This window comes from Actinoplanes sp. NPDC023714 (assembly GCF_040639855.1).
Lineage (GTDB): Bacteria > Actinomycetota > Actinomycetes > Mycobacteriales > Micromonosporaceae > Actinoplanes.
Genome location: NZ_JBFAAR010000002.1, coordinates 485,590 through 509,283, shown reverse-complemented (window position 1 = coordinate 509,283; position 23,694 = coordinate 485,590). Strand labels below are relative to the sequence as shown.

Annotated in this window: 22 protein-coding genes; 5 read left to right on the top strand and 17 right to left on the bottom strand. The window is 71.3% G+C overall.

Features of this window, described 5'->3' with window-relative positions:
- Nucleotides 1-291 precede the first annotated feature (291 nt).
- Nucleotides 292-1,110 (bottom strand): class I SAM-dependent methyltransferase, encoded by an 819-nt coding sequence (locus tag AB0G10_RS10175; RefSeq protein ID WP_360918450.1) that lies wholly within the window; start codon nt 1,108-1,110, stop codon nt 292-294.
- 127 nt (nt 1,111-1,237) lie between these two features.
- Entirely contained in the window at nt 1,238-1,876 is a 639-nt protein-coding gene (locus AB0G10_RS10170; protein WP_360918449.1) for a helix-turn-helix domain-containing protein, read from the bottom strand.
- Nucleotides 1,877-2,020: 144 nt separating this feature from the next.
- Between AB0G10_RS10170 and AB0G10_RS10165 the strand changes: the two genes are divergently transcribed.
- A complete protein-coding gene (locus AB0G10_RS10165; protein ID WP_360918448.1) occupies nt 2,021-2,995 on the top strand; it encodes an NAD(P)-dependent oxidoreductase in 975 nt (324 codons plus the stop codon).
- Here AB0G10_RS10165 and AB0G10_RS10160 read toward each other — a convergent pair.
- Both AB0G10_RS10160 and AB0G10_RS10155 read right to left on the bottom strand, forming a co-directional pair.
- The gene (locus AB0G10_RS10160) at nt 2,990-4,000 is read right to left on the bottom strand and encodes a hypothetical protein (protein ID WP_360918447.1); all 1,011 of its coding nucleotides are present in this window, start codon (nt 3,998-4,000) and stop codon (nt 2,990-2,992) included. The genes AB0G10_RS10165 and AB0G10_RS10160 overlap by 6 nt on opposite strands.
- Before the next feature lie 153 nt (nt 4,001-4,153).
- The gene (locus tag AB0G10_RS10155; protein WP_360918446.1) at nt 4,154-5,305 is read right to left on the bottom strand and encodes a glycosyltransferase family 4 protein; all 1,152 of its coding nucleotides are present in this window, start codon (nt 5,303-5,305) and stop codon (nt 4,154-4,156) included.
- A gap of 92 nt (nt 5,306-5,397) precedes the next feature.
- Here AB0G10_RS10155 and AB0G10_RS10150 point away from each other — a divergent pair, with 92 nt between their 5' ends.
- Nucleotides 5,398-5,901: a hypothetical protein gene (locus AB0G10_RS10150; protein ID WP_360918445.1), complete on the top strand. Its 504-nt coding sequence runs from the start codon at nt 5,398-5,400 to the stop codon at nt 5,899-5,901.
- A gap of 3 nt (nt 5,902-5,904) precedes the next feature.
- Here AB0G10_RS10150 and AB0G10_RS10145 read toward each other — a convergent pair whose 3' ends face one another.
- From AB0G10_RS10145 to AB0G10_RS10105, 9 genes are all read right to left on the bottom strand, one after another.
- Nucleotides 5,905-6,915 (bottom strand): polyprenyl synthetase family protein, encoded by a 1,011-nt coding sequence (locus tag AB0G10_RS10145; protein ID WP_360918444.1) that lies wholly within the window; start codon nt 6,913-6,915, stop codon nt 5,905-5,907.
- Nucleotides 6,912-8,285: a nucleotide pyrophosphatase/phosphodiesterase family protein gene (locus AB0G10_RS10140; protein ID WP_360918443.1), complete on the bottom strand. Its 1,374-nt coding sequence runs from the start codon at nt 8,283-8,285 to the stop codon at nt 6,912-6,914. Before AB0G10_RS10140 ends, AB0G10_RS10145 begins: the two co-directional genes overlap by 4 nt.
- Nucleotides 8,282-9,367, bottom strand: a complete 1,086-nt coding sequence (eboE, locus tag AB0G10_RS10135; RefSeq protein WP_360918442.1) for a metabolite traffic protein EboE — start codon at nt 9,365-9,367, stop codon at nt 8,282-8,284. Before eboE ends, AB0G10_RS10140 begins: the two co-directional genes overlap by 4 nt.
- A complete protein-coding gene (locus AB0G10_RS10130; protein ID WP_360918441.1) occupies nt 9,367-10,218 on the bottom strand; it encodes a TatD family hydrolase in 852 nt (283 codons plus the stop codon). Before AB0G10_RS10130 ends, eboE begins: the two co-directional genes overlap by 1 nt.
- A complete protein-coding gene (locus AB0G10_RS10125) occupies nt 10,218-10,787 on the bottom strand; it encodes an EboA domain-containing protein (RefSeq protein WP_360920673.1) in 570 nt (189 codons plus the stop codon). Before AB0G10_RS10125 ends, AB0G10_RS10130 begins: the two co-directional genes overlap by 1 nt.
- 85 nt (nt 10,788-10,872) lie before the next feature.
- Nucleotides 10,873-11,691: a sugar phosphate isomerase/epimerase family protein gene (locus AB0G10_RS10120; protein ID WP_360918440.1), complete on the bottom strand. Its 819-nt coding sequence runs from the start codon at nt 11,689-11,691 to the stop codon at nt 10,873-10,875.
- A complete protein-coding gene (locus AB0G10_RS10115; RefSeq protein WP_360918439.1) occupies nt 11,688-12,551 on the bottom strand; it encodes an SCO3242 family prenyltransferase in 864 nt (287 codons plus the stop codon). Before AB0G10_RS10115 ends, AB0G10_RS10120 begins: the two co-directional genes overlap by 4 nt.
- Entirely contained in the window at nt 12,544-13,668 is a 1,125-nt protein-coding gene (locus tag AB0G10_RS10110) for an inositol-3-phosphate synthase (protein ID WP_360918438.1), read from the bottom strand. The genes AB0G10_RS10115 and AB0G10_RS10110 overlap by 8 nt, the downstream gene beginning before the upstream one ends.
- A gap of 73 nt (nt 13,669-13,741) precedes the next feature.
- Entirely contained in the window at nt 13,742-14,470 is a 729-nt protein-coding gene (locus AB0G10_RS10105; protein WP_360918437.1) for an ATP-binding protein, read from the bottom strand.
- Between the two features lie 145 nt (nt 14,471-14,615).
- Here AB0G10_RS10105 and AB0G10_RS10100 point away from each other — a divergent pair, with 145 nt between their 5' ends.
- A complete protein-coding gene (locus AB0G10_RS10100; RefSeq protein WP_360918436.1) occupies nt 14,616-16,961 on the top strand; it encodes a glycoside hydrolase family 9 protein in 2,346 nt (781 codons plus the stop codon).
- 5 nt (nt 16,962-16,966) lie between these two features.
- On the opposite strand, the gene AB0G10_RS10095 is transcribed toward AB0G10_RS10100, so the two are convergent.
- Nucleotides 16,967-17,323 carry a hypothetical protein gene (locus AB0G10_RS10095; protein ID WP_360918435.1) on the bottom strand — a complete coding sequence of 119 codons (357 nt, stop codon included), beginning with the start codon at nt 17,321-17,323 and terminating at the stop codon, nt 16,967-16,969.
- A gap of 86 nt (nt 17,324-17,409) precedes the next feature.
- On the opposite strand from AB0G10_RS10095, the gene AB0G10_RS10090 reads away from it, so the two are divergent.
- Together AB0G10_RS10090 and AB0G10_RS10085 are read left to right on the top strand one after the other, a co-directional pair.
- Nucleotides 17,410-17,553: a hypothetical protein gene (locus tag AB0G10_RS10090; protein WP_360918434.1), complete on the top strand. Its 144-nt coding sequence runs from the start codon at nt 17,410-17,412 to the stop codon at nt 17,551-17,553.
- A gap of 63 nt (nt 17,554-17,616) precedes the next feature.
- Nucleotides 17,617-17,988, top strand: a complete 372-nt coding sequence (locus AB0G10_RS10085; protein ID WP_360918433.1) for an STAS domain-containing protein — start codon at nt 17,617-17,619, stop codon at nt 17,986-17,988.
- 276 nt (nt 17,989-18,264) lie between these two features.
- Here AB0G10_RS10085 and AB0G10_RS10080 read toward each other — a convergent pair whose 3' ends face one another.
- From AB0G10_RS10080 to AB0G10_RS10070, 3 genes are all read right to left on the bottom strand, one after another.
- Nucleotides 18,265-19,500: an SGNH/GDSL hydrolase family protein gene (locus AB0G10_RS10080; RefSeq protein WP_360918432.1), complete on the bottom strand. Its 1,236-nt coding sequence runs from the start codon at nt 19,498-19,500 to the stop codon at nt 18,265-18,267.
- Entirely contained in the window at nt 19,497-22,574 is a 3,078-nt protein-coding gene (locus AB0G10_RS10075) for a glycosyl hydrolase 115 family protein (protein ID WP_360918431.1), read from the bottom strand. The genes AB0G10_RS10080 and AB0G10_RS10075 overlap by 4 nt, the downstream gene beginning before the upstream one ends.
- A 244-nt stretch (nt 22,575-22,818) precedes the next feature.
- Nucleotides 22,819-23,646, bottom strand: coding sequence for a winged helix-turn-helix transcriptional regulator (locus AB0G10_RS10070; RefSeq protein WP_360918430.1), 828 nt, complete (start codon nt 23,644-23,646; stop codon nt 22,819-22,821).
- Between the last annotated feature and the right edge of the window lie 48 nt (nt 23,647-23,694).

The window sequence follows — 23,694 nt, the reverse complement described above, 5'->3', positions numbered from 1 at the left end:
CGTAGTGCAGGCCGATCGTCTGCGGCTTGCACGCCTGGGGTGACCGCCGCGGCGGGACGATGGGCAGGGTCCACTGTTCCCCCTCGTCCGGGACGTCGAGGTTCACGGCGTTCAGCGTCACCTGGTAGATCGGCGTGTCCGACGCGTTCAATATCCGGACCCCGCTCCCCGGCGTGTCCGCGTCGTATCCGTCATCCCACCAGGCGGAGACCATGGACGCTTGAACCTGTCGCGCCATGGCGGCCGGGTTTCTGCAAGTTGCATTCGACCGGCGTGAATGAAATGGAATGATCAGCGCCGGCCTTTGGCGGCCCAGGCCGTCGCCGTGATCGCGATGGGACCGTGGCGTGGGAGCAGGGCGGCGCACCGGTCCCGCAGTTCGTCCCGCCGCGCCGGCGGCAGGCCGCGGACGTGGTCGCCGGCCGGGCCGACGCCGAGGGTGTACGGCTCCCACCATTCCTCGAAGTTCCCGTACCGGGACGTGACGGTCAGGATGGTGGACGTGACGTCGCGCAGACCGGCCGCGCCGAACAGTTCGGCAAGGTGGCCTTCGCGCGCGCCGGCCAGCCCGGCCTCGCCGCGTACCGACGGGTCGAGCGAGCGGGCGGCCCGCCAGAACACGGTCAGCGGCCCCCGCTCACCGGCGTGGTCCCACACGCACGCCGCGACGACGCCGCCGGGCCGGGTGACCCGGGCCATCGAACGCAGACCGGCCACCGGGTCGGTCATGAAGTGCACGACCAGCTGCGCCAGCGTCACGTCGAACGCATCGCCGGGGAACGGCAGGTCCTCGGCCGGCGCCTGCCGGATCTCGACACCGGGCAGCCGCGACCGCGCGGACTCGACGAATGCCGAGGACGGTTCCACGGCCGCCACGGAGGCGGGCCCCAGCCGGGCGACGAGCACCGCGGTCAACTCCCCCGTGCCACAGCCGACATCGAGCACACGCTGACCCGCCCCGGAATCCGCGGCCCGCCCGACCCCGAAGCCCGCGGCGAGCGCGGCCCGCCCCACCCCCACACCGGCGAATCCGGCGAACGGGCCGGCCAGCAGGGCGGAATAGCGGCCCATGAAACGGCCGTAGTCGCCGGCCCGGACCTCGAAGCTCATCCGGTCACCTCCTCGCGGGCCGCCGGGCGGGGACCGATCGGTTCCGGCGGGCGGTCTCCCGGCGCTTCCGCCGTACCGTGATAGCGCCTTTGATCCGGCCCTGTCGAGCACTGCGTCGGAGATCTGCTCAAACGCCGGGCGACTCCGGATCGGGCGGCCGATTCCCCAGCAGCGTGAACCAGCTGTCCGCGAGGACCGCCACCACTGTCTGACGATCGACGCCCCAGCGGCCTTCGACCCAGCGCTGGCCGAGATAGTCGAGCTGCGCGAACGCCAGTACGGCCCGCGCGTGCCGGACCGCCGGATCGAAGCGCCCGGCCTGGTCGAGCCCGTCCTTGATGTCGGCGATCACCTCCTCGAACCAGCCGTCGACGGCGCCGCGCAGGTCGGGGTCGACGGCGGCCGCCTCGGTGACCGCGTTCAGGTGTGGCCGGATCCGCTCCCAGATGGCGGACCGTTCCCGCAGCCACGCCGACATGCCGGCGTGGGTACCGCCGCGCACCGCATCGACGAGCGCCACCCCGGTCGAGCCGCGCGGCGGCGCCGACGTGCGCTCGAGCAGTACGTTGAGTTCGTCGAGCAGCGCCCGCGCCAGATCGCTGCGCGACCTGAAGTACGCATAGAACGTCACCCGCGTCGTGCCGGCCGTCGACGCGATGTCGTCGACGGTGGTGGCCGCGTATCCCTTGGTCCGGAACAACTCCAGCGCCGTGCTGAGCAGTAGTTTCCGGGTCATCTCCTTCTGCGCCGCCCGCAGGTTCGCCACGTGTAAGTCCCCCCGAGTAAGAAAGCCGAGCCTATCCAAACGCGACACAGCGACCTTTTCCTTGACAGGACGTAAGTTTCTGAGGCTTCGTGCCGAAACCCGATGAGGCTATGGGCGGCCGTCGATGCGTGGCACACTCGCCGGATGCGGGTCTTCCTCACCGGCGCCAACGGCTTCATCGCACGGGCGCTCTCCGCCCGCCTGCGCGCCGACGGCCACACCGTCAGCGGCGTCGACCTGCGCGCCGACCCCGGCTCGGGGATCGTGGCGGGTGACGTCAGCACCCCTGGACCATGGCAGGACATCACCGCCGACCTGGTCTTCCACACGGCGGCGGTGGTCTCCAACGGGGTGGGCCTGGCCGGTCAGTGGCGCGTCAACGTCGGCGGCACCCGCAACGCGCTCGACGCCGCCGTCCGCAGCGGCGCGACCCGGTTCGTGCACTTCTCGTCGATCCGCGCCTTCTCCGATCTGGGCTTCCCGGACGGCGTGACCGAGGATCACCCGGTCCGCCCGGACGGCAACCCGTACGTGGACACCAAGATCGCCTCGGAGCAGGTGGCGCTGCAGGCCCACGCCGCCGGCCGGATCGCGGTGACGATCGTGCGGCCGGGTGACGTCTACGGCCCGGGCTCCCGCCCGTGGACCCTGATGCCGCTGGAGCTGATCCGCCGTAACCAGTTCCTGCTCCCGGCGTGGGGGCGCGGCATCTTCAGCCCGGTCTACATCGACGACCTCGTCGACGGCGTCGTACGGGCCGCCCTCTCCCCCGACGCCGCCGGCCAGATCTTCACGCTGACCGGCGGAACCGGCGTGACCTGCAGGGACTTCTTCGCCCACTACTACCGCATGCTCGGCAAGCGCGGCCCGGTCTGCGTGCCGACCCCGGCCGCGGTCGCCGTCGCGGTGGCCGCCGGCCGCGCGCTGTCGCTGGTCAGCGCGGCGGGTTCGAGCGCCGCGGAGTTCAACGCCGTCTCCATGCGGTACTTCGCGCGGACCGGCACCTATGCGATCGGCAAGGCGAGGCGCGTGCTCGGGTACGACCCCGCGGTCGACCTGACCGAAGGGATGGCCCGGACCGGCCGCTGGCTGCGAGCCGAAGGCTTGATCCCGTCATGAGGCCGGCGCACCCGCGCGGACACTCCGGTATGCCCCGCCCACCAGCACGACCGCCAGCACCACCACGGTCACGTCGCTGACCAGCGCCAGCGACGCCGGCGCCGCCTTGTAGGCGGGGGCGAAGAACGCGCCGGCCGCCGCGGCGATCAGCCCGGCGGACCAGCCGGTCACCACATGCCGCCGCGTCCAGCCCGCCCGGCGGGACCAGATCACGGCCGGCGTCCCGAGTACCGCAAGCGCCGCCACCTGCGCCGCGACGAGAATCCGGCCGGTGACGAACCACAGACCAAGATGGGCGCCGAGCACCATCAGCCCGAACAGCACCGGCGACGGGACGAAACCCACGCCGGCGTCCCGCGGAGGGGAAGCGAGACTCCGGAGCAGGAGGGCCGCACCGACGAGAGCCAGCGTCACCGTCACGGCGAGCACGGCCTGGACCGGGGAGAGCAGGAAACCCTTCCGCCCGTCCTCGGCGTCCATGAAGATCATCAGACTGCCGAGCAGATAGAGCACCGCGACGCCGGCCACCCCGCGCCGGCCCAGCCACGGCCGGTGCTCCCCGTCCGGCTCGGCGAACGCCTCGACCAGCATGATCGGCGCGCAGATGCTCAGCAGGACGTGGTTGCCGACGTAGGTGAACGCCTGCTCGGCGGCGACCCCGAGCACCGTCGTGCCGGGCGCGGGCGTCAGGGAGGCGTACGCGGTGTCGTCCAGGAAGCCGGCGTTGAACAACGACTGGTCGACCAGCCCGGCCTGCACGACCCCGAACGCGGCGGCGAGCAGCACGATGACCGGCCAGCCGCCCCCGCCGCGGCGGGCGAACTCGCGGATCAGCACCGCGGCGCCGCCGTAGAGCGGGCCCAGGAACACGATCACCAGCGGATAGTCGGCGACCGTGAACCCGCCCCACGAGCACTCGGCGGTCCACGGGGCGAGCACCAGCAGCGCCACCACCGGCATCCAGCCCCGCCGCCGTCGCACGAGCGTCTCCGTCGTGCCGTCCATCGATCGCCTCCCCCGGTCAGCGCCGGCCCACCCGGGCCGGCACCACCGACGATGGCCCGCCGGGCCGCCGGCCCGCTGCCGTCCCAGGGCTACGACCGCCTGACCGAAGTCGATGATGCGAGAGACCAAAGACGAAGGCGAAGGCGAGGCGGATCAGGACAGGTCGCGGAGGAGGCGCTCCCACTGCTCGGCCACGACCGGCATGGCGTAGCGCTCGCCCGTCTCCCGCGCCGCCCGCGCCATCTTCTCCCGCTCACTACCGTTTTCGATCAGGCGCTTCAGACCCGCCGCCATCCCGGCGACGTCCTCGGCCGGGACCAGGACGCCGTTCACGCCGTCCTCCACCACGTCGGCCGGGCCGGTGGGGCAGTCGAACGCGGCCACCGGCAGGCCCGCGCTCATCGCCTCCAGCAGCACCATCGGCAGCCCCTCCCGGCGCGAGCTGAGCGCGAAGACCGACGCCTTCGCGAACTCGCCGTCGAGGTCGCGGCTCAGCCCCCGCAGCCGTACCGATCCCTCGAGCCCGAGCTCGGCGATGCGCGCCGTCAGCTTCGGGCGCCACCTGCCCTCGCCGAAGATGTGCAGCTCCCAGCCCGGATGCGCGGCGTGCACCGGCGCGAACGCCTCCACCAGCAGATCGAAGCCCTTCTGCCGGGTCAGCCTTCCGGCTGCGGCCACGACGGGGGCACGCTCCTTCCCGGGTACGAGGGGACGCACCGGAATACCGTTCGGGATGCGGACCAGCCGCACCCGTTCGCCGAGTGCCTCCCGATAGGACGCCAGGTCGGCGCGGGTCAGCACGGTGACGGCGTCGAGCCGCGGATAGGCCCGCTTGATCGCGTCCTGCAGCCGCGGCCGGTAGCTGCCGAAGTTCATGTGGTCCTGTCCGATCCGGATCAGGCGGCGCGGACCGGCCCAGGCGGCGAGCAGGTTGAGCGCCGGCCGCGTGGTGATCAGGACGCCGTCCCGCTGCGCCCACATGTAGCGGATCACCGTGAGGTCGACCATCGGGTCCCAGCGCCGATAGCGGAAGTCCCGCCCGTGCGGCAGCGGGTTGCGGAACATCCGGGCCTTGCGCCACACCCGCCGGGGGCCGGGCCCGCGCCGGGTTCCGTTGTCGTGCAGATCGGTCAGCGACACCAGCCGCACCCGCGGGTCGAGCGGCAGCTGCGGCGCGTCCCCGCTGCGGTAGACGCTGGCGATCTCGACGTCGTGGTGCTCGCACAGCGCGCTCGCCTGGTTGAAGACGGTCCGGATCGTCCCGCCGATCCCGTACGCGTTGTGCAGAAGATACCGAATGTTCACGCTCGTCAACCTAGAGCCCGCCGTCAATCTGGCACACCGGCCGTGAACCGCGGCGTGATCGTCCCCGTGCCGGTGAACGGGGAGGTACGAGAATGACCAGCATCATCATCAGTGTGGCCGGGGTGCTCGTGGCGCTCGGCGCGCTCGGGACGACGCTCTGGCAGGTCATTCTGCTGCGGCGGCAACTACAGCACGCCGCGCAGGTGAGCAGCGCGCAGTTCTATCAGAACATCACCGTCCAGTGGCTCGAGTTCGACAAGGTGTGGCTGGACCGCCCGCAGCTCTGGGCGTACTTCCACGGCGACAAGCCGCCGCCCGAGGAGGAGCTCGTCAAGGTCGAGCTGATGTGCATGTCGGCGACGCTGAGCAACCTGGCCGAGATCAGCGTGGTCTCCGAGGACGTGCTCGGCCAGTACTCCGGCGACTGGGAGCGCTACTTCCGCTACGTCTACGTGCACTCGCCGTTCTTTCGCGTCTTCTGGGAGAAGTACCGCAGCCTGTGGCCGAAGCAGGTGAGCGACGTGTTCCTCACGCCGATCGAGGACCTGGAGCCGATGCCGGACGCCCCGGAGGTGCTGCTGCCGCACGGCGTGTGACGGTCATCGGGCCCGGTCCACCGTCGCGGACGCGAGCTCGGCCAGCTCCTTGCGGACCTCGCCGGGGATCGGGATGGCGTCGAGGGCGGCCAGGGCCTCGTCGCGGCCGGCGCGGATGAGCTGTTCCACGCCGGCCAGGGCGCCGGTGTCGACGATGATGCCGCGCAGCTCGGCGGCGCCGGACTCGTCCAGGGCCGGGTCGCCGAAGAGGGCGGCGAGGCGGCCGCGCTGGGCCGGTCCGGCGGCCGCCCGGGTCAGCGCCATCAGCACCGTGGGCTTGCCCTCGCGCAGGTCGTCGAGGACCGGCTTGCCGGTGATCCCCGGGTCGCCGAAGACGCCGAGCACGTCGTCGCGCAGCTGGAACGCGTCGCCGAGCGGGTCGCCGAAGGCCGCCAGCGCGGCGCAGAGCACGTCGTCGCCGCCGGCCAGCCGCGCGCCGATCCGCAGCGGCCGGGTCACCGTGTAGCGGGCGCCCTTCATCCGGACCACTGTCAGTGCGGCGTCCACCGAATCGCCGGCGGCGGCCAGGTCGAGGTACTGCCCGGCGATGACCTCGGTGCGCATCCGGGAGAACTCGGCGTGCGCGCGCAGGACGCGTTCCGGCGGCAGCCCGCATTCGCCGAACATCTGCTCGGCCCAGGCGGCGCACAGATCGCCGCAGAGCAGTGCCGCGTTCCGGCCGAAATGCGGGCTCCGGGCGGGGAACTGCTCGTGCACCGACGGCAGCCCGCGCCGCAGCGCGCTCCCGTCGATGATGTCGTCGTGGATCAGCGCGAAGGCGTGGAACAGTTCCAGCGCGCCGGCCGCCACGATGACCTCGTCCGCGTCGGACCCGCCCGCTCCCCGCCAGCCCTGGTAGCAGAATGCCGGGCGGAGCCGCTTTCCGCCGCCCATCACGAACCTTTTCAGAAGACCGAGGACATCGTACGGGGCCCCGCGCGGCCACCGGGGCTCCTGGCGGGCGAGGAAGTCCCCGAGAGCGGCGTCCACCCGTTCCCGGAATTCACCGTTCATGACGCGAGGTCCAGCAGGAAGTCCCTCACCTCGGTGGCGGAGACCGTGATCCGGGCCGCCGACGGATCGGAGCAGAGCAGCACCGGCGCGTCGTCGGCGGCCGCGGGCAGCCGGCCGTGCGAGCCGCGGACCGCCTCGGCGCCGGCGTCCAGGCCGACCACGTTCATGAGGTAGCGCATGCCGAGCTTCTTGCGGGCCAGCGCCGTGGCGGCCCGGCGTTTCGCGGCGGCCGGGCCGGCCGGGTCGAAGAACAGCTCGGCCGGGTCGTACCCGGGCTTGCGGTGGATCTCGACGAGCCGGGCGAAGTCCGGGGCGTCCCGGTCCCGCAGCCAGTAGTAGTAGGTGAACCACGCGTCCGGCTCGGCGACCAGGACCAGCTCCCCGGAGCGGGCGTGGCCGATCCGGTACGCGGCCTGGTCGGCCGAATCGAGAACCTGATCGACACCGGGCAGCGCGGCACAGATCTTCGCGACCGCCGCGACGTCGCGCGGTGATCGGACGTAGACGTGCGCGATCTGGTGGTCGGCGACCGCGAACGCCCGGGAGGTCCACGGGTCCAGGTACTCCATGCCGTCCTGGGTGTGCACGCGGAGCAGGCCCTCGGCCCGCAGCGCCCGGTTCACGTGCACCGGCCGGCTCACGTCGGTGATGCCGTATTCGGACAGCACCACGACCGTCGCGTCCCGGGCCCAAGCCGCCTCGATCAGCGGGCCGAGGATCGCGTCGAGTTCCCGGGCGGCCCGCGCGGCCTGCGGCGCGGACGGGCCGTGGCGCTGCAGGTCGTAGTCGAGATGCGGGACGTAGACGAGGGTGAGGTCGGGGTCGTGCTCCGCCATGATCTGCTCGGCGGCCCGGCAGATCCACTGCGACGAGGGCAGCCCGGCGCCCGGCCCCCAATAGGTGAAGAGCGGGAAGGTGCCGAGCTTTCCGGTCAGCGCGTCGTGCAGTTCCGGCGGATCGGTGTAGCAGTCCGGTTCCTTGCGGCCGTCGGCGTGATAGATGGGCCGGGGAGTGACGGTCCAATCCACGTCCGCGCCCATGGCGTACCACCAGCAGACATTGGCGACCGTGCTGCCCGGGCGCCGTTTCCGCAGCGCGTCCCAGAGTTTCTCGCCGCCGACGAGCGCGTTGTGCTGGCGCCACAGGAACACTTCCCCGAGGTCGCGGAAATACCAGCCGTTGCCGACGATCCCGTGACCGGACGGCGTCGCGCCGGTCAGGAATGTGGACTGCACCGAGCAGGTGACGGCCGGCAGGATCGTACTCAACGGGGCCTGAAATCCCCGATCGGCGACGGCACGCAGCCGGGGCATGTGCTCCAGCAGGCGCGGGGTCAGGCCGACGACGTCGAGAACCACGAGCCGGCTCATCGCGACGCCTCCGCGATCAGATTCCGGGCGACGGCGAGCTCGGCGGCGATTCCGGCGGCCAATTCCTCGTCGTCGCGCGGCCGCTGCGCCGGCGGCAGCACATTCCACGTGTAGGTCTCCACGTCGAAATGCCCGCACACCGGCAGAAGGTGCCGCATCGCCGCGCGAGTGACAGCGAGGGTCGAGGTGAGTGGTCCGGCGGGAGCCGCATGCAAGGGTACGTGGTAATGGATGCGCCACGGCCCGGAAAGACCCCGCTCGATGGCCTTGTCCAGGTCGTCGGCGGCCTCCCCGGCCGCATTCCGGGTCTGGTGCAGGAATCGGGGCTCGACGTAGTCGCGCAGCACGTCCACGGCCGGGTCGGCGGCCTCGAGCGCGGCGGACACCTGCACCTTCACGATCGGGATGCCGGCCGCCGTCAACCGGCCGGCCGCCTCGGCCGGGTCCTCCCAGGCGCAGGCCAGGTGGGCGAGGTCGACGCAGACGCCGATCCACTCGTTGTCCAGCCGGGACACCTGCTCGACGGCCTGCTCCGTGGTCTCGACGACACAGCCCGGCTCCGGCTCGAGACCGGCCCGGATCGGCCGGCCCGCGGCGTGCGAGATCTCGGCGAGGCCCTTCGCGAGGTCGTCGAGGCGGCGGGCCGCGGTGTCGGCGTAGGTGGCGTCCCACGGCGTGCGCCAGGCCAGCGGCAACGTGGAGATCGACCCGTACGCGGCCCGGTCCGGGAGCAGTCCGGCCAGGATCCGGGCCAGGTCGAGGGTGTAGGCGAGCCGGTCCGGCGTGGTCCAGTCCGGGTGGTAGACGGCGTTCTTCACGATCGGCGCCTGGAACGCCGCGTACGGGAAGCCGTTGAGCGTCACCACCTCGAGGCCCCGCGCGTCCAGCTCCCGCCGCAGCCGCCGGCACAGATCCGCGTCCTCGGCGAGGGCCGCCGCGACCGGTGCGGCCAGCCACAGGCCGAGACCGAGCACGTCCTCGTTCAGCGACGCGCGGATCCGGACCGCGTACGTGTCGAACTGGCCGATGATCCCGTCGAGGTCCTCGGCCGGGTGGACGTTGGTGCAGTAGCTCAGGTGCATCAACTGCCTCCCCGCAGAATGGAATTGCCGGCGAACGTGGCCTCGGCCTCCCCCTTCCCGGCGAGGTCGAGACGTCCCGACTGGGCGAAGAACTCCACCGGATTGCGCCACAGGACCCGATCGACATCGTCCTTCGTGAATCCGCCGGCCAGCATCTCCTCGGCGGTCCGGACGGTGAGCAGCGGATCGGACCGGCCCCAGTCGGCGGCCGAGTTCACCAGCACGCGCTCCATTCCGTACTCATGAAGGATCTTGACCATCCGGGTGGGCGACATCTTGGTGTCCGGGTAGATCGAGAATCCGGCCCACATGCCGGCGTCGAGCGCGGCCGCGACGGTCAGCTCGTTGAGATGGTCGAGGACCACGCGGCCCGGATCGATGCCGGATTCGGACACCACGGCGATGCTGCGCTCGGTGCCGCGGGCCTTGTCGCGGTGCGGCGTGTGCACCAGGGCGGGCAGGTCGTGCTCGATCGCGAGGGCGAGCTGTCTCGCGAAGACCTCGTCCTCGGCCGCGGTCATCGAGTCGTAGCCGATCTCCCCGACCGCGACGACGCCGTCCTTCGCCAGGTAGCGCGGCAGCAGGTCGAGCACCGGCCGGCAGCGGGGGTCGTTCGCCTCCTTCGGGTTGAGCGCGATCGTGGCGTGGTGCCGGATCCCGAACTGGGCGGCCCGGAACGGCTCCCAGCCGACCAGCGCGTCGAAGTAGTCGGTGAACGATTGCGGTCCGGTGCGTGGCTGGCCCAGCCAGAACGCGGGTTCCACGACCGCGCGCACCCCGGCGGCGGCCATGCGTTCGTAGTCGTCGGTCGTGCGGGACGTCATGTGGATGTGCGGATCGAAGATGCGCATCAGGCCCCCATCAGTTCATCCAGCAGTTGCTGGGCGTCGGCCGGCACCTCCCGGCCGGCCGCGGCCCTCTCGTCGGCGAAGGCGCGCAGCATGGCGGCCAATGCGGCGTCGGCGCGCTTGTGCAGGCTGTCGACGGCGTCCAGCGGAATGCCCATGAAGACGCATTTCAGGACGGCCTGCCGCCATGCGGCAGGGTCGAGATGGGCCGCGTACGGTCCGAGCGCCGCCGCGACGAGCCGGGTGTCGTTGGTCCGCAGCGCGTCGTGCAGCAGCGGGACGGCCGCGTCGCCGATCGGGAGCAGCGGGAGGCTCTTGAGGACGGCCCGCTTCTCGTCGGCGTCGCCGTACCGATAGAGGTCGTCCGCCTCGGCGGGCGCGGCGGCCAGCATGATCGCGCGGGCCGCCTCGTCGGCCGTCCAGCCCGGCGCGATCGCCCCGCGGCCGCAGCGGCGACCGGCCGCCGGGAAGAGCGCGCCGATCGCCTTCGGGTCGGCCTCGATCGCGGTGACCGCCTCGGTGAGCCAGGGCGAGTCGCTAAGGGCGGCACGGAGGGTTTTCAGGTCGGTCATGGCGCCGCCTCTCCGCGTCGTCCCGGCGTCGTCGTTCGCGGTCATGGCGCCGCCTTTCGCGTCGTCCCGGCGTCCTCGTTCGCGGTCATGGCGCCGCCTTTCGCAGGAAGTCGATCGAGCGGGCCGCTACGGCCGGGGCCGCGTGGGAGTGCCGGGGCAGCTCGACGGCGACCAGGCCGCGGTAGCCGGTCGCGTCGAGGGCGGCCAGCACCGGCGGGAAGTCGATCTCGCCCTCGCCGAACTCGAGGTGCTCGTGCACGCCCCGGCGCATGTCGTCGATCTGCACGTTGACCAGGTGCGGGCCGGCCTCGAGGACGCTCTCCGGCACGGGTAGCGGCTCCAGGCAGCGGCAGTGCCCGATGTCCAGGGTGAGGCCGAAGGGCTCCGGGCCGCCGAGGCCGGCGTGCAGCCGCCGCCAGCCGGCCAGGTCCTCGACGAGCATGCCCGGCTCGGGTTCGAAGCCGAGCGTGACGCCCCGCTTCTCCGCGTGGCCGACGATCTCGGCGCAGCCGCGGACCAGCCGGTCCCAGGGGTCCCCGACGTCCGGCGGCGCGATGCCGGCCCAGAAGGAGACGGCCTCGGCGCCCAGGTCGGCGCCGATGTCGACGGCCCGGCGCAGATAGTCGATCCTCCGGGCGTTGTCGTCGTGCATGAACGTCGGCGCGTGCTTGTGCCAGGGGTCGAGCAGGTAGCGGGCGCCCGTCTCGATCACCACGGCCAGGCCGAGGCCGCGCAGGGTGTCGGCGGTCTCGGCGGTGCGGCGGGCCAGGCCGGATGCGAACGGGTCGAGGTGGTGGGTGTCGAGGGTGAGTGCCACGCCGTCGTACCCGAGGCCGGCGATCACCCGCAGCGCCTCGGGCAGGCGGTGGTTGCCGAAGCCGTTGGTGCCGTAACCGAACCTCATGTCGCCGGGACCTTCCTGGTGAGGAGCCTGGCGATCGGCGCCGCGGCGGCCACCGCGATCCCGGCGAGGGGGTGGCCGGCCCGGGCCGTGAGGGCGCCCTGCAGCGGCGCCATGCCGGTGATGCCGGCGCCCACCGCGGCCCGGATCCGGTTCGCGGAGGGGTCGGCGGCCGCACGGGCCTGCGCGGCGCCGAACCAGGCGGCATACCAGGCAGCCAGCGCCCCGGAGGTCGCAGCGGTCGAGACGGGCCGGCGGGGGACGGTGGCGGCCAGGGCCGTGGTGGCGGCGAGGGTCGCTGTGGGAAGGCGGGGGCTGCCTCCGCTCACCTCGTGACGGGACAGGGCGGTGACCGTCGCGGTGTGGGCGGCCATCGTCGCCGCCGCCGGGAGTGCCGCGCGGAGGTGGCCCGCGCTCGCGCCGAGCAGCACGTCGAGGGCTCGGCAGGCGGCCATCACGGCCGGGCCGGCCGCGGTGTTCTTGGCCCAGAGGTCGTAGGTCCAGACGGCGCCGGCGAGCGGCACCGCCACGGCTGCGGCGCGGCGACCACCCGCCAGCGCCGCGATGCCCACCCCCGCGGCGGTCAGGCCGGTGGCGACCGTGAGCGCCTGACCCGGAGTGACGCGTCCCGAGGGGATCGGTCGTTCCGGGCGCTCCACGGCGTCGAGGTCGCGGTCGGCCCAGTCGTTGGCGGCCATCCCGGCCCAGTAGAGGCACACCGAGGCGGCGGCCAGCCCCGCCGTCCGGGCGCTCAGCGTTCCGGTCGCGGCCGCGCCGGCGATGGCGTCGCCCGGCACCGAGAGGGCGGCCGGGGCTCTGACGAGTTCGGCGAGGTCGCGCCGGCGTGGGAACCCGTCAGGCATGGGGCAGCTCCCGGGCGAACCGGGCCAGCAGCGCCCACTGGTCGGCCAGGCCGTGCGGCACGTCGCCGAGCGGGTCCTTGAAGAAGAAGGCCAGCTCGGTGAGCGGGCCGGAGCGTCCGGAGGCGTGCGCGGCCGCGACCAGGCGGGCCAGGTCGAGGACGAGCGGGGCGGCCAGGGCCGAGTCGCAGCCGTGCCAGCTGAACTCCATGCGCATGCCGACGCCGAGGAAACCGGTGAAGGTGATCAGGTCCCAGGCGGTCTTGAAGTCGCCGATGTCGTCGACGTACTCGATGCGGCTGTTGCCCTGCGGCTGGTAGCCGAGGGTCTCCTGGAGGACGCGCTGCTTGCTGCCGGCCTTCGCGGCGTTGGCCGCCGGGTCGGCCAGGTTGGCGCCGTCGCCGCCGCCCAGCAGGTTCGTGCCCGACCACGAGCGCACCTTCAGATGGCGCATCGCGAACATCGGCGCGAGCACCGACTTCACCAGCGTCTCCCCGGTCTTGCCGTCCCGCCCGGCGTAGGGCAGCCCCTCCCGGCGGGCGAGCTCGTCGAGGGCCGGCAGCCGTGCCCCGGTCGACGGCGTGAAGTCGACGAACGGGCAGCCGGCGCGGAGGGCCGCGTACGCCGCGAGGGCGCTGGCCGGCAGTACCGGTTCCGCGCCGAGGGCGTCCTCGAGAGCGGCCAGCGACGCGAACGCCGGATGGGCGGAAACGACCGGCTCGGTCGACGCCACGTTGATCACCACGACCCGGTCGAGGCCGTGCCGCTCCCGGAAGCCGGTGATGTCGGCGGCGATGAGGGCCGCCGTCTCCCGCTGGCTGTGTGCCACCGGAAGCGCCTTGACCTCGTCCTCCACCGCCGTCAGGTCGGGGATGAGCGATGCCGGCAGCACGCCGGCCGCGGCCAGCGACTCCGCCTTCTTGGCGAGCGGCACGTCCGTGACGTCGTGCCCGCCGAACACGAAATCGGTCAGAGGCGGAAGATCCGCGTCCCGCAGCGGCGGCGACTCGGTGACCATCCCGGTGGGTTCGGTGAGCCCCGCCCGCACGGCCAGTGCCCCGATGACGCTGGTCACCGCGACAGAGCCGCGTGCGCCGACCAGCCATAGTCCGACTGCCATCCGACCTCCCCGCGAAGAATCGGTTTCAGTCAATCTTTCACGGGTGCGGGCGGCAGTCCAGGGCGGAGAAGGATCAGGTGCGCAGCAGGGCCCACACGATCTTGCCGCTGGGCAGGGCCGTGCAACCCCAGTGCGTCGACGAGCCCGCCACGATGCGCAGGCCGCGGCCGCTGCCGACCGGGACGATCGCTCCCGACGTACCCGGCATGTTGATGATCCGCGGCGGCGCCGCGCTCCCGTCGCGGACGCCGACCCGCAGAAAGATCGGCGTGCCCGACACCATGATGTCGAAGGCGCCGCCGGTGTGCTGGATGGCATTGGTGCAGAGCTCGGAGGCGACCACGCAGGCGCGCTCGGCCAGGCGGCCGAGGCCCCAGGCGGCGCAGGAGTCGGCGACGAGACGGCGGGCCGCGCTCACGCTGAGCGGGTCCGGGGGCAGATGCTCGCAGGCCCAGCGGGGCATGCCGGCCCGGATGGCGATCACGGCGTCGTCGCGGCAGTCGTAGAGGGCCACCTCGCCGCGCATCTCGCCGAGGTCCCGCGCGAGCTCGGCGGTGGCACCGCAGAACAGCACCGGCACGCCCCAGGTCTGCTGGACCTGGCCGCTCAGGACCGGGAGAAAACCGACAACGGGTACGGCGACCGCCCGCAGTGCCGACAGGTCGACCACGACGGCGGCCGGACACTCGGCCGCGGCTTTACCGACCGCCGCGTTCAGCAGCGGAGGGTCGAGCCGGCCGGCGAGCCGGAGGAGGGCGATGCCGGCGTCGAGATCACGTTCCGTGACGATGTCGGTAGGCACCTGTGAAGTTCACACCTGCCGAGTCCCCGCCACAATGCTGTCTGTGCGACTACCGCCCGATCCGGTTAGTCCCTGTGGACATTCTTGTCTTGGGAGCGCTCCCATGTAACGATGACTGTCACTGTCTTCCGAGGTGGGACCGCCGATGAAACTCAGAATCCCCGCCATCCTCGCGGCCGCCGCCCTCGGCGCCGGCCTGCTCTGGGTGGCCTCCCCGTCCGACGCCGCCGCCGCTCCCCCGTACAGCTACGGCGAAGCCCTGCAGAAATCCCTGCTCTTCTACGAGGCGCAGGTGTCCGGCGAGAAGCCCGCCTGGAACCGGGTGTCCTGGCGCGGCGACTCCGCGATGACCGACGGCGCCGACGCGGGCCTCGACCTGACCGGCGGCTGGTACGACGCCGGCGACCACGTCAAGTTCGGCCTGCCGATGGCGTTCACGACCACGATGCTGGCCTGGGGCGCCGTGGAGAACCGGACCGCGTACGCGAACTCCGGCCAGCTCACCCACCTGCTGAACAACCTGCGGGTGCCGAACGACTACTTCATCAAGGCGCACCCGAGCGCCGACGTGCTCTACGGCCAGGTCGGCAAGGGCGACGACGACCACAAGTGGTGGGGGCCGGCCGAGGTCATGCCGATGGCCCGGCCCGCGTACAAGATCGATGCGACCTGTGGCGGCAGCGAGCTGGCGGCGGAGACGGCGGCCGCCATGGCGGCCAGCTCGATGGTCTTCCGGCCGACCGACGCGGCCTACGCGGACACCCTGCTCACGCACGCGAAGCAGCTGTACTCGTTCGCCGACCGGGTGCGGAAGAACTACCACGAGTGCATCACCGACGCGACCAGCTTCTACCGGTCCTGGAGCGGTTACGCCGACGAACTCGTGTGGGGCGCGATCTGGCTGCACAAGGCCACCGGGGACGCCTCCTATCTGGCGAAGGCCGAGGCCGGGTACGACGCGCAGGGCAACGAGAACCAGACCAGCACCAAGATGTACAAGTGGACGATCTCCTGGGACAACAAGCAGTACGGCAACTACGTGCTGCTGGCCCAGCTGACCGGGAAACAGAAGTACCTCGACGACGCCAACCGCTGGCTCGACTGGTTCACGGTCGGCGTGAACGGCGAGAAGGTCCGCACGTCACCCGGTGGGATGGTGGTGGTCGACTCGTGGGGCGCGCTGCGCTATGCGGCGAACACCGCGTTCGTGGCGCTCGTCTACAGCGACTTCCTCACCGACGCGACCCGTAAGCAGCGCTATCACGACTTCGCCGTCCGGCAGGTGAACTACGCCCTCGGCGACAACCCGCGTAACTCCAGCTATGTGATCGGGTTCGGCGCGAATTCACCCCGCAACCCCCACCACCGTACGGCGCACGGCTCATGGTGGGACAGTCAGCAGGTTCCGGTGGAGACCCGGCACGTGCTCTACGGCGCGCTCGTCGGCGGGCCGTCGTCACCCGATGACGCCTATGTGGACAACCGGGGCGACTACGTCATGAACGAGGTGGCGACGGACTACAACGCGGGGTTCACGTCGGCTGTCGCGCGGCTCTACGGGGAGTTCGGTGGAGCGCCGCTGGCCGGGTTCCCGGAGGCGACCGGTCCGGACATTTCTGAAATGTCCGTGGAAACCACCGTGATGCAGAACGAGACTCGGTCGACCGGCGTCAAGGTGATCGTCTACAACAAGTCGGCGTTCCCGGCGCGGAAGCTGACCAGCGGGAAGTTCCGGTACTACTTCACCCGGGACGACGACTCGGCGCTGCAGGTCAGCTCGCCCTACACGCAGGGCTGCCCCGGCCCGACGTCGGCGAAGCAGCACTCCGGGAACGTCTGGTACGTCGAGGTGGACTGCACCGGGTACACGATCGCGCCGGCCGGGCAGTCGGCCCACCGGATGGAGGTCCAGCTCAAGATCGGTGTGGCGGAGGGCGGGGTGTGGAATCCCGCGAACGACCCGTCGTACCAGGCGGCGGCCGGGCCGAACGCCGGGGTGCCGCTGTGGGATGGGCCCGCGCTGGTGTGGGGGGCGGTGCCGGGCGGGGTGTCGCCGTCGCCGTCGGTCTCCTCGTCGGCGTCGGTGTCGCCGTCCGTGTCCCCTTCCGTGTCGCCGTCCGTGTCTCCTTCCGTTTCACCGTCCGTGTCGCCGTCCGTCTCACCGTCCGTCTCACCGTCGGGCTGCCGGGTCTCTTACACCACCAACGACTGGAGCACCGGGTTCACCGCGACGGTCACGATCACGAACGGGCCGGCGGCTCTCGGCTCGTGGAGTCTCGGGTTCCCGCTGACGGCCGGGCAGAAGGTGACGCAGGGGTGGTCGGCGACGGTCTCGCAGAGCGGTACACAGGTGACCGCCGCCAACGCGTCCTACAACGGGGGGCTTCCGGCCGGGGGCACCGTCAGCTTCGGATTCAATGGGACGCACACCGGGTCCAACCCGAAACCGGCCTCGTTCACGCTGAACGGAGCCGCCTGCACGATCGTGTGAGCTTCTCAATCGACGATGAGGAGGGCGCTGTGCGATAGGTGCGCGAGGTCCTCGACGATGGCCGCCGTGAGCGCGTCGGTGCTCTGCTGGATCACCAGGAGATCACTGTCGCGGCTCGCGGCCGCCAGCGTGAAGACCGGATCGATCTCACGGCTGACCGTGAGCGTGACCTCGATGGCGGGATACTGCTCGTCCCACCGGTGCACGAGATCGCGCACCCTACGGTCCTGACGCGTCGTGGCGGGTCCGGCGGCGATCACCGCGACGGACGCGCCACGGCGCAGCGCCTCGGCGAACGTGCGCCGCAGAGCGTCGTCGGCCGGCGCACCGCCCAGCACCCCGGCCACGATCCGGCCTGGCATGCCGGTCACGCTACCGCCGTTCTGTCGCGAATTTCGGTCTTTGCAGGGGAGGCTTCGGATATCGAGATCCGGGTATGGAAGCGGCCATGCATGACGTCGCGCAGATCAACACCACTCAGCCGCGGGATTGGGCGCCGACTCCGGAGCAGGTCGAGCGGGCCGTGCTGAACCCGGCGTACCCCCGGACCGGCAAGGTGTCCCCGGCCACCCCGGCGCGGCAGAACTCGTAAGCCGTCACGAGATCGTCATGCGTTCGTGCAGTCGTCGCCGGGTAGGGCGATGATCGTCGACGCATGTTGACGACGCACTCCCCTGTCATCGGGACCAGCGAACTCGGCGAACTGCTGCTCGTCGAGGTGCGCGACGGCATCGACGGCGAGGTGACCGGTGATCTGCGCGACGTGCTGGCGTGGGCGGTGGACCGCTACGACGGGGTCGTCGTCGACCTCTCCGGCGTGACGTCCATCGATCGGCCCGGCCTCGGGATGCTGCTGCAGGTCCAGGACCGGGCGCACCTGCGCGGCAGCCGGATCTGTTTCGCGTCGCCCTCGGCGGCTCTCGTCGACGCCCTGACGGATCTGCGGGCCGACGCCCTCTTCGAGATGTTCGACCGGCGCTCGGCGGCGATCGCCCGGCTGCGCGAACTCGCCGCGCCGGTCGGCTGAGGTCTTCCCTTCGGCATTCGGGCCTCGACCCGGGCCTGCCTGACGGCGGGGCGACCCGGGCCGGCCTTCAGGCAGGTCGGCCCGAGCCTGCCTGAGCCGGTCTGAGCGCAGGTCGACCCGAGCCGGCCTTCAGGCAGGTCGGCCCGAGCCTGCCTGAGCCGGTCTGAGCGCAGGTCGACCCGAGCCGACCCGAGGACAGGTCGGCCCGGGTCGAGGCGGCGGACGTCTACCCCCGTGGCCGCCGGGCGGGGCGGTCGGACGTACCCGATGAAGTGCTCACAGCAGGCGGCGCGGCACCGCCGCGGCCAAGGCCGCATAGCCGGCGGGGTTGAGGTGCAGGTGGTCGCCGGTGTCGTAGGCGGGCGCCAGCTGCCGGGGCGCCGCCGGATCGCGGACCGCGGCGTCGAAGTCGATCACCGCGTCGAAGAGGCCGGACCGGATGGCCGCGTTGACCGCCTGGCGGGAACGTTCGCGCAGGCCGGTGACGTCGTCGTAGATGTTGCCGCCGAACGGGGTCAAGGTCGCTCCATATACTCGCAGGTCGCCGGCGTGGGCGCGGAGCACGATCTGCCGGTAGGCGCCGATCAGCTCGGCCACGATCTGCTGCTGATCGGAATCGGTCGCCGGGGCGACGCCGATGTCGTTGACCCCCTCGAAGACGATCAGCTGCCGGGCGCCGCTCACCGCCAGCACGTCGCGGTCGAGACGGGCCAGCGCGTTGGGGCCCAAGCCGTCGCGCAGCACCCGGTTGCCGCCGGCGGCCTGGTTCAGCACCGCCAGACGGGGATCGCGGAGCCGGTCGAAGAGCTGATCCGGCCAGCGGTCGTTGCCGTTCGTCGTCGATCCGCGACCGTCGGTCAGCGAATCGCCGAGCACCACGAGACCGGACGCCTCGCCGAGCACCTCGACGCCGCTGAGCAGGTACCAATGATCGACCGGGGTGGCGCCGGTGAGGTCGAGCGCGGTGTGCTGATCGCCGTTGACCAGCCAGGACGTGGTGCGCGAACCCGGGTGTGAGGTGATCGCCGTGGTGTTCTGCCCCTCGGCGAGATAGGTGGTGACGGTCAGGTTCGCGGCGGCCAGCACCGGCAGGTCGATCGGATCCGAGACGATCTGCGCGCCCATCGGGACGACCACCGACGGCCGGCCGCCGAAGGTGAGCGGCCGGGAGGTGCCGGCCCTGATCGCCGAGGATCCGGCCTGGTTGCCGACGGGCAGCGCGACCGCGGCCGCGGTGATCGGCAGGTCGGCCCCGCCGAACGCGTTCGAGTAGCGCACCCGCAGCCGCCGGCCGCCCGCCGTGATCCGCACGGTCTGCCGCAGCGTCGTGTCGGCGAGGCTGGTGAACGGCGCCGGCGGCATGTTGTGCGGCTCGGTCAGCTGCGGCATGGCGGTCCAGGTGTGCACCCACCGGTCCGGGCCGCGGCGATCGGACTGATCAGAAACGTCCCGGCCGATCACCGCACCGGTCGCCACGACGCCCGAGGAGGTGAGCAGCGTGCGCCTTTTCATCGTCCGAACCTCCGGCTCTCGGGCGGGCCCAGGTAGCTGTACTCGACGCCGCCGGTGTCCACGACGAGCCGCTGCAGGATGATCGTCGGATCGACGGCCGCGAACGTCAGCGTGTGCACGCCCGGCTTGTCGACTACGTGCGTAGTGGTGGTCACGTTGGCGTTCTCCGAGGTGTTGCGGGCCCACTGCCGATTCATCGCGGTGTCGTCGGCGCCGGTCGCGGCGATCACGTCGACGGTCTGCGCCGGTTGGCCGTCCAGCGAGATCGCGTACTTCAGGCCCGCCGTCGGGAGCACGTCGTTGCGCGGCGACAGGTAGGCGGAGATCTTCACCGGTCCGGAAGTGGTCAGCGTCATCGTGTACTCGAGACGGCCGTTCCCGGTCACGGCGGCCATCCCGTTGCCGACCTTGCCGATCTTCGGGAGCAGCCGCCAGTCGCCCGCACGACGGTCGTAGTGGTCGGCGTTGATCGCGACGTACCCGTCCGCCTCGGCGAAGCCGACCGGCCTCTGCGCGGGGTTGCGCACCGCGGCTTGCACGATCTGAGTGCCACCCGGGCCTTCGACCGAGATGGGTACGGTGGTCAGCCCGCGCGGCGCACGACGCCAGTCGACAGCGACCCGGACGCGGACCTGATCGTCGACCCGGCCGGCGGCGGGACTGACGGTCAGCCACGGCTCCCCGGTCGTGATGCGGTAATCAAAAGCGGTCGCGCCCTTGTTGTAGATCTCGAAGAACTGCTCCGGTTGCGCCTGCCATGGGTTGAGCTCGGCGAGCCGGTCGTCGATTCCCATGGTGGCGGCCAGCGGCACCTCGATGCGCTTCAGATGCGGGTAGATCTCGTCCGGCAGCGCGACGTGGTTGTCGGTCTGCGGCTGCTGCCAGCCCGCGTTGTTGTAGCGCTCCGCATTGCCGTACCCGATCTTCGGCTGGGTCTGCCAGCCCGCCCATTTCCCGCCGGCGAGACGCGTGTTGTAGTGGTCGCTGAGCGCCTGATCCTCGGCGAACCGCGCCTCCGCCTCGTCGGCCAGGTCATTGGTCGCCGACCGGCCCTGCGCCGCATACAGGATGTTCGTGAATTGGGCGCGCCGGAGCTCGTACAGATTGGCGGTGGCCTGCACCTGATAATCGACGAGCTGGAAATAGGCGTCCTGCGCGGCTGCCGGAATCCCGCGCTTGATGCGCGCCGATTCGGCGGCCAGCCGCTGCCATTCGGCGACGACCCGGTCCATCTCGCGATAGGCGGTGAGACTGTAGGGGTTCTCCTGGTCGTTGTAGACGATGTTCGCGCCCTCGCCGGTGATGCGGCGGTTCAGCAGTTCCGGCTTGCGGCGCGACTGCAGCCGGCCGTATTCGGAGAGGACCTCGGCGATCGGCGCGGCCTTCGCGGCGCCGAAGTTCTGCGCGGCATAGCCCTTCTCCCACTCCCCCAGCCGGGACAGCGGAATGGCGTCCGGATTCCACGCGTAGTCCAGGAAGAACTGGGTGGGCAGCTCCTCGTTCTTCAGATCGCCGACATTGACGACCCAGAGACGATCAACCCCTTTCCGGTACGAGAGGTTCAGCTGCTCCCACGTGTTCACCAGATTGGTGGTGTCCACCCATTTGTAGTTGCGGCCGTCACCGACGTAGTCGAAGTGGTAGTAGAGCCCGTACCCTCCGCTGCGCTCCGGCAGACCGGCGTGCGGGAGCTTGCGCATGTTGCCCCAGTTGTCGTCGCAGAACACCACGGTGACGTCCTCGGGCGGCTGATATCCGGAGTCCCAGTAGCGCTGCACCTCCTTGTAGAGGGTCTGCACCTGGGGCGCCTCCTGCAGCCCGAATTCGGCGAGAATGGCGCGCTGGGTGTCGATGATCGAGCTCATCAGATCGATGCCGTCGCCGTCCGGCAGGCTCACGTCGCCGTTCCCGCGCATGCCGAGCGTGATGACGCCCTCGAATCCCTGCTCCTTCATCCGGCGGGCGCCGTCCCGCCAATACGCGACGATCGCGTCCCGGTTGCGCCGGAAACTCCACTCGCCGGTTCCGCCGTACGGGTCGCTGCCGGGCGTGACGATGGTGCCGTTCGCGTCCCGGACCGCCGCCTTCGCGTGCCGGTTCCATTCCTCGATGCCGCGCATCATCGGCGCCTCGTGCGAGGTGCCCATGACGACGCCGTACGCCGTGGCCGTCTCGTGGTTGGCCGGGTCGTCCTCGGCGAACGCGCGGCCCCATACGGCCGGCCACAGATAGTTGGCCTTGAGCCGGAGCATCGTCTCGAAGACCTTCGCGTAGTAGCCGGCGTTCAGCCCGCCCTCATAGCCCGGCGCCTTCCCCGGCCCGAAATAGTTCGGCGCCCAGGTGCCGGTCGCCGGATTCTCGTCGTTGATGAAGAACCCGCGGTACTTCACCTTCGGGGTGCCCTGGGTGTGCCGGCCCGGAAGCGCGTAGAGCGCGTCGGCGTGCGGCACCGGCACGTCGTCCCAGAAATGCCAGGGCGAGACGCCGATCCGTTTCGACACGTCGTAGACGCCGAAGATCGTGCCGCGCTGATCGCTGCCGGCGATGACGAATGCCCGCTTCACGCCGGGCAGCGGATTCTCGACCACCTGCTGCAGCGAGGTCTCCCACTTCCCGGCGACACCCCGGGTGTCGATCTTCCGCTTCGCGGCGAGCGAGTCGATCAGCTCGCTGCGCCCGAGAGTTCCGACGATGATCGGGTCACGGCCGCGCGGCACGGTAGCGCCGATCGACGGTCGCACATCGGTGGCCCGGGCCAGATCGGACTGCAGATCACCGGCGACACGGACGACGCCGGCGAAGTCGTCCTCATCGACGACGATGGGCGCCGCCCGGCCGCCGGCCACGAGTGGGAAGCGCCCCGGGCCGGGGCGGGTGGAGATGTAGTCGCCGGCTCTGTGACCGGCGGCTTCGTGGTAGCCGGCTTTACGATCGGCGGCTTTGCGGTAGCCGGCTTTGTGATCGGCGGCTTTGCGGTCGCCGGCGGACGGGCTCGCGCCGGCTCGCGGGCTCGCGGCGGCGTGCGGGGCGGCGGCCGCGGGGACGGAGGTGGCGGTCAGGACAGCAACGGTCAACAGAGTGAGGATACGCACGAACGCCTCCGAAAGTTTCGGGGATGTTTCAGGAGGACGTCCGGAACATATAGTCACGCGTCGATAGCGTCAAGGCGTGGTCACACGCGGCCGACCACCGAAACTTCCGGAACCGCGGAGGCCCACGTCCGCGCGCCTTTCCAAGACAGCGGCGGCCAGTTGGTGCACCGGCTCACCCAGTCCGGTTTTGATCAGTCTCAATCTGCGCCCGGCCTTGGAAGAGCGCTCAGAGCCGGGTCGCGGCCAGCAGGGAGCGGACCGCTCCCTTGTCCCCGGCGATGACGACGTCGGCCGCAGAGAGGTCGGCACCCGCAACAACCAACGACTTCCATGATTTCGTCGACGCCTCCACCCAGGCATCGACGCCGGCGGGAATCGCCGCCGCATCGCCCCTCACACCGGCCGGGACCGCCGCCGCTTCCATCGTCATGCCGGCCGGGACCCACGCGCCCCCGACCCTCACGCCGGCCGGGATTGTCGCCGCCGCATCTGGCGTCGCGCCGGGCTGGATCGTCGTTGCCGCATCCGGCGTCGCGGTGGGCTGGATCGTCGTTGCTTCGATGGTTGTGCCGGTGGGGGTCACCGTCGCCAGGTAGTGGGCCGGCTCGCCGTCGCGGGTCAGGGTCAGGCCGACCGTCGACTCGGGCGCGTTGGGTGGGGCCGGGCGGGCGTGGGCGCGCATCGCCAGGACCAGGGTGTCGGGGCTCATGTCGGCGTCGAGGGGCAGCGACGGCGAACGGACCGCCCACCGGGACAGCGCCGCGTTGACCTCCTCCAGCGCACGGCCCCACTCGGTGAGGTCATAAACGGTCACGGCGGCGGGCCGGGGCAGGGTCCGCCGCAGCACGATCCCGTTCTCCTCGAGGTCGTGCAGGCGGCGGGAGAGCACGCCCGGGCCGATCCCCGGAATGTCGTGCTGGAGGTCGGCGAACCGCTTCGGCCGCAGGATCAGCTCGCGCACCACGATGAGCGCCCACCGCTCGCCGATCAGATCGAGCGCATGCGCCGACGCGCAGCCGTCGTCATAGGAGCCATAGGTACGCCGGTTCGCCACGCCGCCATTCTAACTACTTGTGCGATAGTCGACACTACTGTTTTAGTA